The organism is Mizugakiibacter sediminis (assembly GCF_000953855.2).
Taxonomy (GTDB): Bacteria; Pseudomonadota; Gammaproteobacteria; order Xanthomonadales; family Rhodanobacteraceae; genus Mizugakiibacter; species Mizugakiibacter sediminis.
In genome coordinates this window covers 1-10,637 of the sequence record NZ_DF970188.1, presented here as the reverse complement: position 1 = coordinate 10,637, position 10,637 = coordinate 1, and the positions used below count along the sequence as shown (strand labels likewise).

The window sequence follows — 10,637 nt, the reverse complement described above, 5'->3', positions numbered from 1 at the left end:
GAGGCCGAACTGCTGCTGGCGCACGCGCTGGGCAAGCCGCGCGCCTGGCTGTACGCGCACGCCGGCGACGCGGTGGACGAGGCCGCGCAGGCGGTTTTCGCCGCGCTGCTGGCGCGCCGCCTCGCCGGCGAGCCGGTCGCCTATCTCGTCGGCAGGCGCGGCTTTTGGTCGCTGGAACTCGAGGTGACGCCGGCGACGCTGATCCCGCGTGCCGAGACCGAACGCCTGGTCGAGCTGGCGCTGGCGCGGCTGCCTGCCGACGCCGCGGCGCGCGTCGCCGATCTCGGCACCGGCAGCGGCGCGATCGCGCTGGCGATCGCGCGCGAGCGGCCGCGCGCGCGCGTCGTCGCCACCGACGCCAGCGCCGAGGCCCTGGCGGTGGCGCGGCGCAACGCGGCGCGGCTCGGCCTCGGCAACGTCGTCTTCGCGCAGGGCGACTGGTGCGCGGCGCTGGGCGAGGCGCGCGACTTCGATCTGATCGTCTCCAACCCGCCGTACATCGCCGCCGGCGATCCGCATCTCGGCGAGGGCGACCTGCGGTTCGAGCCGGCCGCCGCGCTCGCCTCCGGCGCCGACGGCCTCGACGCCATCCGCCGCATCGTGCGCGACGCGCGCGCGCACCTGCGTCCCGGCGGCGGGCTGCTGTTCGAACACGGCTACCGGCAGGGCGCGGCGGTGCGCGCGCTGCTCGCCGCGGCCGGCTACCGCGAAGTGTTCAGCGCGCGCGATCTGGAAGGACGCGAGCGCGTCAGTGGCGGCAGCATATGACGTGACGTCTCCACTGTAGTGCGTCGCCCGGGTTGCAATGCGTGGGGGGGTAATTTCTCCGTGCTGACCGCTCTGTGGTCATGCGCATGCGTCGCACAAGGGGAGAAATCATGCTCAAAATAATGGCGAGGTACGGCGTCCTCGGCGCCGTGTGTTTGGCGGGTTGCGCTACGCAGTCGCCGATTACGTCAATCGGCAATGATCTTTATATGGTGGCGGGAAGGAACGCGACAATCTTCGGCTCGGAAGGAGAAAAGATCGCAGAGTTGATGGGGAAGGCCAATGCCTTCTGTGCGCAGAGGGGAGGCACAGCAGAGTTGGCTCAGGCGAGCGGAAATGAAGCGAAGGCTGGGACGGCCGTGGTGGGTCATGGCCCCAATGGTTTTATCGGCGCGCATCCGGCGACCACGGCATCAGCCACCATCACGTTTCGTTGCGTGAATACCAGCAAGTAGGGCGCTGCATGTGTGCCGACGAGACGTACCGTCGGCACACGCCTATGAGACTTATCATGCATGGGGCGGCCTTGGCCCGTCGTACGTAGCCATCGGCAAAAGCGAGTGTGGGCCAAGGCCCGCCCTGCCCCATCCCGCGGCGCGCTGCGTCAGTCGCGCTCGTCCGGCCAGTCCATGCGGCTGAGGATGTCGCACAGTTCGGCGACGCGGCCTTGCGGCGGGTGTTCGAGGATTTCCCCCATGGCGTCGTCGCTGCTCAGCCAGGTGCAGGCTTCGAGCAGCTCGCCGTAGGTGGCGCCGGTGGCGATCAGGTCGAGCAGGATCGCGTCATCGAGTTCGCCGACGATCTCGAAGACCTCGTCGCGGGTGAGCGTGTCCATGGGACCTCCGCAGCGTGCGGCATCCAGCGATGCCTCGGTGCAGCATCGCGCGTCGGCGCCGGCGCGGTTTGACGACGATCAAAGGGAACGAACGTCGGCCGCGCACGGGCACATGCGTGCCGCGCGCCCCGGCGCGGACCCGCGGTGACGCAGGTTCAGCCCACCGCGCCGCGCGGCGCGGCGGCGGGCGCGAACTGCGGAAAGCGCTTGAGCACGGCGGCGCGGATGCCGGCGATGTCGAGCCCGGCGATCGCCAGCACTTCCTCGCGGCTGCCGTGCTCGAGGTAGCGGTCGGCCAGGCCGATGTGCAGGATCGGCACGACGACGCCGTGCGCGGCCAGCAGTTCGGCGACGCCGCTGCCGGCGCCGCCGGCGACGGCGTTTTCCTCGACGGTGACCAGCGCCGCGTGGCTACGCGCCATCTCCAGCACCAGCGCCTCGTCCAGCGGCTTGACGAAGCGCATGTTGACCAGCGTGGCGTCCAGTTCGCCGGCGACGGCCGCCGACGGCGCCACCATGCTGCCGAAGGCGAGGATGGCGAGGCGGCGGCCGCGGCGGCGCAGCTCGGCCTTGCCGATCGGCAGTTCGGTCAGCTCGGGCTGCAGGGCGACGCCCGGGCCGGTGCCGCGCGGATAGCGCACGGCGGCGGGGCCGGGGTAGCGGAAGCCGGTGGTCAGCATCTGCCGGCATTCGTTCTCGTCGGCCGGCGCCATCACCACCATGTTGGGGATGCAGCGCAGGTAGCTGAGGTCGAAACTGCCGGCGTGGGTGGCGCCGTCCGGACCGACCAGGCCGGCGCGGTCGATGGCGAACAGCACGTCGAGGTTCTGCAGGGCGACGTCGTGGATCAGCTGGTCGTAGGCGCGCTGCAGGAAGGTGGAATAGATCGCCACCACCGGCTTGGCGCCTTCGCAGGCCATGCCGGCGGCCAGCGTCACCGCATGCTGCTCGGCGATGGCGACGTCGAAATAGCGCTGCGGGAACTGCTGCGAGAAGCGCACCAGGCCGGAGCCTTCGCGCATCGCCGGGGTGATGCCCAGCAGGCGCTCGTCGGCGGCGGCCATGTCGCACAGCCAGTCGCCGAAGATCTCGGTGTAGGTGAGCCTGGCGCCGCCGGCCTTCTTCACCACGCCCTTGCCGGGGTCGAACGGGCCGACCGCGTGGTACTCGATCTGCTCGCGTTCGGCGGGCGGGTAGCCCTTGCCCTTGGTGGTGACGACATGCAGCAGTTGCGGCCCCTTGAGGTCCTTGACCGTGCGCAGCGACTGCAGCAGCAGCGGCAGGTCGTGGCCGTCGATCGGGCCGGTGTAGTGGAAGCCCAGTTCCTCGAACAGCGTGGAGGGCACGAACATGCCCTTGGCATGCTCCTCCCAGCGCTTGACGAAGCGCCAGGCGACGCCGCCCTTCGGCATGGCGCGCTTGGCGCGCTCGCGCAGCGCGTTCAGCGTACGGCTGGCCATCAGCCGCGCCAGCATCTTGGTCAGCGCGCCGACGTTCTCGCTGATCGACATGCCGTTGTCGTTCAGGATCACCAGCAGGTCGGGCTCGACGTCGCCGCCGTGGTTCAGCGCCTCGAAGGCCATGCCGGCGGTCATCGCGCCGTCGCCGATCACGGCGACGATCTTGCGCGGGTCGCCCTTGCGCTGCGCGGCGATCGCCATGCCCAGCGCGGCCGAGATCGAGGTGGACGAGTGGCCGACGCCGAAGGTGTCGTACTCGCTCTCGTCGCGCTTGGGGAACGGCGCCAGGCCGTCCTTCTTCTTGATCGTGGTGATGCGATCGCGGCGGCCGGTGAGGATCTTGTGCGGGTAGCACTGGTGGCCGACGTCCCAGACGATGCGGTCGTGCGGCGTGTCGTACAGGTATTGCAGGGCCACCGTCAGCTCGACCACGCCCAGCCCGGCGCCGAAGTGGCCGCCGGAGGTGGCCACCGATTCGATCAGGTATTCGCGCAGCTCCCGCGCCAGCTCGGGCAATTCGGCTTCGGGCAGGCGCTTCAAGTCGGCGGGCGAAGCGACGTTCGCCAGGCGCGGATAACGGGCGGGGTCGATCATCGGCCTATTGTCCGACGGCGGCGGAAGCGCGGCAATGGCGGCGAAGGGGCGGCACGGCGCCATTGCCCGGTCTCGCCGCCGCCGTTCAGGCGGCGGCACGGCCGCGCCGTCGCCCGAACCGCTCAGCCCAGCGTATCGAGGCGCCGCTTCAGCGCCTGGCGGATGCGGATGTGGCGGCCGGCCTGGTGCGCCTCCTTCAGGCGCCGCGCGTGCGCGGCCAGCAGGTCGCCGCGGGTGAGGATGCCGACCATGCGCTGCGGCGGATCGCGGCTGACCACGATCAGGCGGCCGACGTTTTCCGCGACCATGTGGTCGGCGGCCTCGCGCAGCGAGTGGTCCTCGCGCACCACGATCGGCTCGCGCCTGATCAGCTCGCCGATGCGGCGCAGCTCCGGCTGGCCCGGGTCGAGCAGGTCGCGGCGCGTGACCACGCCGCGCACGCGGCCTTGGTCGTCCAGCACCGGATAACCCTGGTGCTGCGCCTCCGCCTTGCCGGAGTTCAGCCAGCGCCGCACCTCGCCCAGTTCGTCCGCGGTGTGCAGCGAGACGACGTCGCGCGTGCAGGCCTTGCCGGCGGTGACCTGCTCGAGGAAGTCGGCCGCGTACTCGCTGGGCACGCGCACGCCGCGGCGCGCGATCTTCTCGGTCATGATCGTGTTGCGCATCAGCAGCGCCGAGATCAGGTAGGCCGCGGCGCAGCCGCCCAGCAGCGGCAGCAGGCCGAACGGCTGCTGCGTGGTCTCGAAGGCGAACACGATCGTCGCCAGCAGCGCGCGCGAGGCGCCGGCGAAGATCGCCGCCATGCCGACCAGGCCGGCGATGCGCGGGTCGATGCCGAGCCGCGGCGCCCACGCCGCCAGCAGCATGCCGGCCAGCGCGCCCAGCGCGCCGCCGATGGTGAACAGCGGCGCCAGCGTGCCGCCCGAGGTGCCGCTGCCCAGCGCGATCGACCACGACAGGAACTTCAGCACGCACAGCGAGGCCAGCGCGGCCATGCCGAGGTGGCCGGCGACGATCGCCTCGATGTTGGTGTAGCCGACGCCCATGGTCGTCGGCGCGAAGTAGCCGATCACGCCGACGGCGAGGCCGCCGATCGCCGGCCACCACATCCAGTGGATCGGCAGCTTCTCGAACGCGTCCTCGATGCCGTAGACGATGCGGGTGACGCCGACGCTGACCAAGCCGATCAGCGCGCCCAGCGCGATGTAGCAGGCCAGCGCGGCGCCGCCCGGCTCGCTGACGCCGGGCATCGGGAACACCGGCGCGGAGCCGACCAGCGCGTAGCGCACGCCGGTGGCGGTGACCGCGGCCAGCGCCACCGGGATCAGCGAGCGCGGCTTCAGCTCGAACAACAGCAGTTCGACGGCGAGGATCAGCGCCGACACCGGCGAGCCGAACACCGCGGCCATGCCGGCGGCGGCGCCGGCGGCGAGCAGCGTCTTGCGCTCGACCGCGGTGACGTGCAGCAACTGGCCGAGGAACGAACCCATCGCGCCGCCGGTGGCGATGATCGGGCCCTCGGCGCCGAACGGGCCGCCGGTGCCGATGGCGATCGCCGAGGAGACCGGCTTCAGGAAGGTGATGCGCGGCGCGATCTTCGATTCGTTCAGCAGCACCTGCTCCATCGCCTCGGGGATGCCGTGGCCGCGGATCGCCTGCGAGCCGTAGCGCGCCATCGCGCCGACGATCAGGCCGCCGGCCACCGGCACCAGGATCACCCAGGCGCCGAGGTGGTGGCCGGCGGGCGAGACGAAGTCGACCGACCAGCGGCCGTAGAAGGCGAGGTTGGTCACCAGGCCGATCAGCGCGGTCAACACCTGCGCGATCAGCGCGGCGCCGGCAGCGATCACGACGGCGACGGCGGTGATCAGCAGCACGCGGCGGTCGACCAGGGTGGAGCGGCGCGGCATGCGCGCGGCGTCCAGCACCAGGCCGAGCGACGGCGCGAACGGCAGGGCGTCGGTGCTGCCTTCGGTGCGCACGCTGGGGTGGGCCATCTCCTCGCTGCGGGGCGTGTTCATGGTTTTCCGGTCCGGGATCGCGGCAGGGGAACGCAACAGGGTAACGCCGCGGCGCCGCGCGCGCCAAACGGCGCCGCGCCACGACGGCAGCTCTTCCTGGCGGATTTGCGCCCGCGCGGGCATGACGGCGTTCACGCGCCGCGCGCGGGGCTCAGGTCGGCCGGCGGTCGCGCGGCAGGTGGTTGACCAGGAATTCCATCTGGTCGGCGAGGATGTTGCGGTTGGAGAGGATCAGGTGCTCGACCCAGCTCGGCCGGTACGGCACGGCCAGCAGCGGCATATGCGCCTGCTGCGGCGTGCGCCCGCCCTTGCGGATGTTGCAGGCGAGGCAGGCGGTGACCACGTTCTCCCAGATGTCGCGCCCGCCTTTCGACAGCGGCACCACGTGGTCGCGGGTCAGCTCGCTGCGCACGTAATGGGTGCCGCAGTACAGGCAGATGTGGCGGTCGCGCGCGAACAGCGCGGCGTTGGTCAGGGCGGGCGAGGGATCCAGCGCGTGCTCGCGGCAATGGCCGGTGCTGGCGACGATCGGGTGCAGCTCGATCGTGCTCTGCAGGCCGGTTTCGCGGCTGGTGCCGCCGTGGATGGTCAGGCAGGGATCGCCCAGCGTCCACGCCACCGCGCCCCGCACGTACAGGCAGACCGCGTCCTGCCAGCTCATCCAGTCGAGGATGCGCCCGGTCGAATCGAGCGACAGTACGCGGGTGCTGTGGATGTCAGCCATTCTGCGTGGCTCGACGACCAGCATGCATGCCTCCAGTGGAAACCGGCCCGGCCGGCGATCCTGCCGCGATTGCTCCCTGGAACCGGCCCAGCATAGAACAAAATTTTGACGGCAGGAAAATCCTCCGCCGGCGGGACGGCGCGGGAATGCGGCGGGGAACGGGTCGTGGCGGAGCCGGTCCGGACCTACTTCACCGCCTTGGCGAGGCGCAGCAGGTCGACGCCGAAGCCGTGCTTCTCGTACAGCCCGCGGGCGCGCTCGTTGCCGGGAAATGCGGCCAGCGTGACCAGTTTGCAATGGTGTTCGCGCGCCCACGCGTCGGCGTAGGCTAGCAGGGCGCGGCCGATGCCCTGGCCTTCGCGGCTGGGCGCGACGGCGAGGTCGGAGATATGGCAGTTCGGCTGGCCGGTGAAGAAGTCGACCACCTTCTGCAGGTGCAGGAAACCGACGCGCTCGCCGTCGTCGTCCTCGGCGACGAACATGTAGGAATTGGGCGGCTGTTCGCGCAGGTGCCGCTCGATGTCGCGGCGGATGCCGGCGGTGGTTTCGCCGCGCTTGCGCCAGGCCGGCAGTTCGAAGCCGGTGAAGCGCTCGGCCAAGCCGAGGATGAAGGCGTCGTCCTCGGCTTCGGCGAGGCGGATGCGGATGGGCGCGTCGGTCATCGTGGATCCCCGCGTGGCGTGCGTGAGGGTCGTATGCGTTCGCGCTGCGTTTCTTACCCGAGCCGGCGGCGGAAGGGAAGGGGCGGCAGCGCTGCCGCCGCCCGCGCGCCGCTCAGCCGAACTGCGCGTCGGGCATGGCCAGCAGGCTGTCTGCGCCGGCTTCGATCGCCGCGCGGTGCGCGCGCGTGCGCGGCAGCAGGCGGGCGAAGTAGAAGCGCGCCGTGTGGCGCTTGGCGGCCTTGAAGCCGGCATCCTGCGCGGACGCCTCGGCGGCGGCCACGCTCTTCGCCCAGACGTAGGCGAGGGCGACGTAGCCGGAGTAGAAGAGGTAGTCCACCGCCGCCGCGCCGACCTCCTCCGGGTTCTCCATCGCGCGTTTGCCGAGCGCCATGGTCAGGTCGCCCCATTCCTTGGCGGCCACCGCCAGCGGGCCGATGAATTCGGCCAGCGCGGCGTCCTTGGCGCGCGCCTGGCAGAACGCGCTGATCTCCTCGAGGAAGTGGCGCAGGCCGGCGCCCTGCTGCTGCATGATCTTGCGGCCCAGCAGGTCCAGCGCCTGGATCTGCGTGGTGCCCTCGTAGATGGTGGTGATGCGCGCGTCGCGGGCGAACTGCTCCATGCCGTTCTCGGCGATGTAGCCGTGGCCGCCGTAGATCTGCAGGGCGTGGTTGGTGCACTCCACCGCGGCTTCGGTCAGCATGCCCTTGACGATCGGCGTCAGGAACGACACCAGCTCCTCGGCGCGCCTGCGTTCGGCCTCGTCGGCGGCGTGGTGCTGGATGTCGACCAGCGCGTAGGCGTACACCCCCAGCGCGCGGCCGCCCTCCGAGAACGCCTTCTGCGTCAGCAGCATGCGCCGCACGTCGGGATGCACGATCAGCGGATCGGCCGGCTTGTCGGGGTACTTGGCGCCGGACAGGGCGCGCATCTGCAGGCGCTCGCGCGCGTAGGCCAGCGCGCTCTGGTAGGCGCGCTCGATCAGCGCCTGGCCCTGCAGGCCGACGGCGAGGCGTGCCGTGTTCATCATGGTGAACATCGCCGCGAGGCCGCGGTGCGGCTGGCCGACCAGATAGCCTTCCGCGCCGTCGAAGTTCATCACGCAGGTGGCCGAGCCCTTGATGCCCATCTTGTGCTCGATCGCGCCGCAGGCCAGCGCATTGCGCGTGCCCATGCTGCCGTCGCGCGCGACCTTGAACTTCGGCACCACGAACAGCGAGATGCCCTTGGTGCCGGCCGGCGCGTCCGGCAGGCGCGCCAGCACCAGGTGGACGATGTTTTCGGTGAAGTCGTGTTCGCCGGCGGTGATGAAGATCTTGGTGCCGGTGATGCGGTAGACGCCGTCGCCGGCCGGTTCCGCGCGCGTCTTCAGCAGGCCGAGGTCGGTGCCGCAGTGCGGCTCGGTCAGGCACATCGTGCCGGTCCAGCGGCCCTCGACGATCGGCTTCAGGAACGCCTGCTGCTGCCACGGCTCGCCGTGTTGCTTCAGCGCCTCGGTGGCGCCGTGCGAGAGCAGCGGATAGGTGCCCCAGGCGAGATTGGCCGAGTCGATCATCTCCTTGACCAGCGCGCCCATGCTCTCCGGCAGGCCCTGGCCGCCGAACTCGGCCGGCGCGGTCAGGCCGGACCAGCCGCCGCCGACGAACTGCTCGTAGGCCTGCTTGAAGCCGCGCGGCGTGGCGACGCTCGCCGTGGCCTGGTCGTAGCGGCAGCCTTCCTGGTCGCCGACCGCGTTCAGCGGCGCCAGCACCTGCTCGCACAGCCGGGCGGCTTCCTCCAGCACGGCGTCGATCACGTCGCGGGTGGCGGACTCGCAGCCGGGCAGGCGCGCGTACAGCGTTTCGGCGCCGAGGAAGTCGTACAGCGCGAAACGCATGTCGGCCAGCGGTGCGGTGTAGGTGCTCATGATGTTTCCTGTCAGCGGTAGACGCCGGCGAGGCCGGGCACGGGCGACAGCCAGCCCTTGCTCTGCAGCGGCATGGTGGTGGTGTGCCGGTCGGTCTTGCCGACGCGGATCTCGCCGGCCAGCGCGTAGGCCACGCTCTCGCCCTTCAGCGTCGCCGCGGCGCCGGCGGCGGGGCGCAGGCGCATCTCGACGACGTCGGCGGACAGCGGCGGGATGTCCAGCGCCGGGCTGGCGTCCAGCGTGCCGGCGAGCTGCCCGGCGACGCGCAGCTCGACGCGCACGTTGCCGACATGCATCGCCGCGAAGCTCTGGTTCTGGACGCGCAACACGATGTTCCAGTCGCCGTCGCCTTCCACGCGCAGTTGCTGCACGCTCGCCGCCGGCGGTTGCAGCGGGCGGGTCTCGGCGCAGCCGGCGAGCAGGACGGCCAGGAAGGCAACCGACAGCAACGATGCGATCAGCCTGGTCATGGGCGTGCCTCGAACGGTCGTTTGAATGGTAGCGTACCCGCGGCGGCGGCGCGCGTCAGCCCGGTACTGCGGCGAAGCGCGCGCGGAACGCGGCCGCCGGCAGCGTGGCGAGGATGCGGCCGTCCTCGATCAGCGCCACTTCCTCGGCCAGCGCGGTCACCTCGTCGGCCTGGTGGCTGACCAGCAGGGTCGGCACGCGCAGCTCGCGCTTCAGCCCGGCGAGATAGTGCAGCACCTCGGCGCGCGCCTCGCGGTGCAGGCCGGACAGCGGTTCGTCCAGCAGCAGCGCCACCGGCTGCGCCAGCAGCGCGCGGCCGATCGCCACGCGTCGCGCCTCGCCGCCGGACAGCGACTCCGGGCGGCGCGCCAGCAGCGCGCCCAGGCCGAGCAGCGCGATCACCGCATCGAACTCGGCGACGCGGCTGCGCGCGCGGGCGTGGCGCGCGCCGTACAGCAGGTTGTCGCGCACCGACAGGTGCGGGAACAGGCGCAGGTCCTGGAACACCACGCCGAGGCCGCGCGCGGCCGGCGGCAGGTCGATGCCGGCGGCGCGATCGAACAGCACGTGGCCGTCCAGCGCGATGCGGCCGCGCGCGGGCGCGATCAGCCCGGCCAGCGCGTGCAGCAGGGTGGTCTTGCCGCTGCCGGACGGGCCGAACAGCGCCAGCGCGCGCGCCCGGGACGCGATCGCCGTCTCCAGCGCGAAGCCGTCGCGCGCGAGCGCGATGTCGATGTCGATCATGGCCGCCGCCCTTCGCGCTGCAGCACCGCCGCGCCCAGCGTCGCCGCGAACGCCACCGCCACCGCCACCCACACCAGCCGCGCGGCGTCGGCCTCGCCGCCCGGCACGCTGAGGAATTCGTAGATCGCCACCGCCAGCGTGCGCGACTGGCCGGGGATGCTGGCGACGAAGGTGATGGTGGCGCCGAACTCGCCGAATGCGCGCGCGAAGGCGAGCACGCAGCCGGCGATCAGCCCGCGCGCCGCCAGCGGCAGGGTCACGCCGGCGAAGATGCGCCACGGCGGCGCGCCCAGCGTCGCCGCGGCCTGCTCGTAGCGGCGGTCGACCTGATCGAAGGCGGTGCGCAGCGACACCACCAGCAGCGGCAGGCCCATCACCGCGGCGGCGATCGCCGCGCCGGTCCAGCGGAAGGCGACGCTGACGCCGAGCGCGTCCAGCACGCGGCCGAGCGGGCCCGC

10 protein-coding genes and 1 pseudogene are annotated in these 10,637 nt (G+C 71.7%); 2 read left to right on the top strand and 9 right to left on the bottom strand.

Translation table 11 applies throughout. The features are described 5' to 3' along the window. A partial coding sequence (gene prmC, locus MBSD_RS07325) for a peptide chain release factor N(5)-glutamine methyltransferase (protein ID WP_062536482.1) occupies nt 1-768 on the top strand: 768 nt, incomplete at its 5' end. A 110-nt stretch (nt 769-878) separates the two neighbouring features. After that, nucleotides 879-1,223, top strand: a complete 345-nt coding sequence (locus MBSD_RS15145) for a hypothetical protein (RefSeq protein ID WP_148667831.1) — start codon at nt 879-881, stop codon at nt 1,221-1,223. A 149-nt stretch (nt 1,224-1,372) separates the two neighbouring features. Here the strand turns inward: MBSD_RS15145 and MBSD_RS07320 are convergent, their stop codons facing one another. The 9 genes and pseudogenes from MBSD_RS07320 to MBSD_RS07280 form a co-directional block, all read right to left on the bottom strand. Beyond that, on the bottom strand, nt 1,373-1,603 hold the full coding sequence (locus MBSD_RS07320; RefSeq protein WP_062536480.1) for a hypothetical protein: 231 nt from the start codon (nt 1,601-1,603) through the stop codon (nt 1,373-1,375). Between the two features lie 155 nt (nt 1,604-1,758). Next, nucleotides 1,759-3,657, bottom strand: coding sequence for a 1-deoxy-D-xylulose-5-phosphate synthase (gene dxs / locus MBSD_RS07315; protein ID WP_062536478.1), 1,899 nt, complete (start codon nt 3,655-3,657; stop codon nt 1,759-1,761). Nucleotides 3,658-3,779: 122 nt separating this feature from the next. Continuing rightward, nucleotides 3,780-5,678, bottom strand: coding sequence for a chloride channel protein (locus MBSD_RS07310; RefSeq protein ID WP_062536476.1), 1,899 nt, complete (start codon nt 5,676-5,678; stop codon nt 3,780-3,782). Between the two features lie 151 nt (nt 5,679-5,829). Then, nucleotides 5,830-6,426 carry an HNH endonuclease gene (locus MBSD_RS07305; RefSeq protein ID WP_062536474.1) on the bottom strand — a complete coding sequence of 199 codons (597 nt, stop codon included), beginning with the start codon at nt 6,424-6,426 and terminating at the stop codon, nt 5,830-5,832. Nucleotides 6,427-6,587: 161 nt separating this feature from the next. Further along, nucleotides 6,588-7,064, bottom strand: a complete 477-nt coding sequence (locus MBSD_RS07300) for a GNAT family N-acetyltransferase (RefSeq protein ID WP_062536472.1) — start codon at nt 7,062-7,064, stop codon at nt 6,588-6,590. A gap of 112 nt (nt 7,065-7,176) precedes the next feature. Further along, nucleotides 7,177-8,967 (bottom strand): acyl-CoA dehydrogenase C-terminal domain-containing protein, encoded by a 1,791-nt coding sequence (locus MBSD_RS07295; RefSeq protein ID WP_062536471.1) that lies wholly within the window; start codon nt 8,965-8,967, stop codon nt 7,177-7,179. 11 nt (nt 8,968-8,978) lie between these two features. Further along, nucleotides 8,979-9,437, bottom strand: coding sequence for an LEA/WHy family protein (locus tag MBSD_RS07290; protein ID WP_062536470.1), 459 nt, complete (start codon nt 9,435-9,437; stop codon nt 8,979-8,981). Between the two features lie 124 nt (nt 9,438-9,561). After that, nucleotides 9,562-10,179, bottom strand: a pseudogene (locus MBSD_RS07285) (ATP-binding cassette domain-containing protein); the annotation flags it as partial. Next, the coding region (locus MBSD_RS07280; protein ID WP_114693218.1) for an ABC transporter permease subunit at nt 10,176-10,637 on the bottom strand (462 nt) is incomplete at its 5' end. The pseudogene MBSD_RS07285 and the gene MBSD_RS07280, both read right to left, overlap by 4 nt.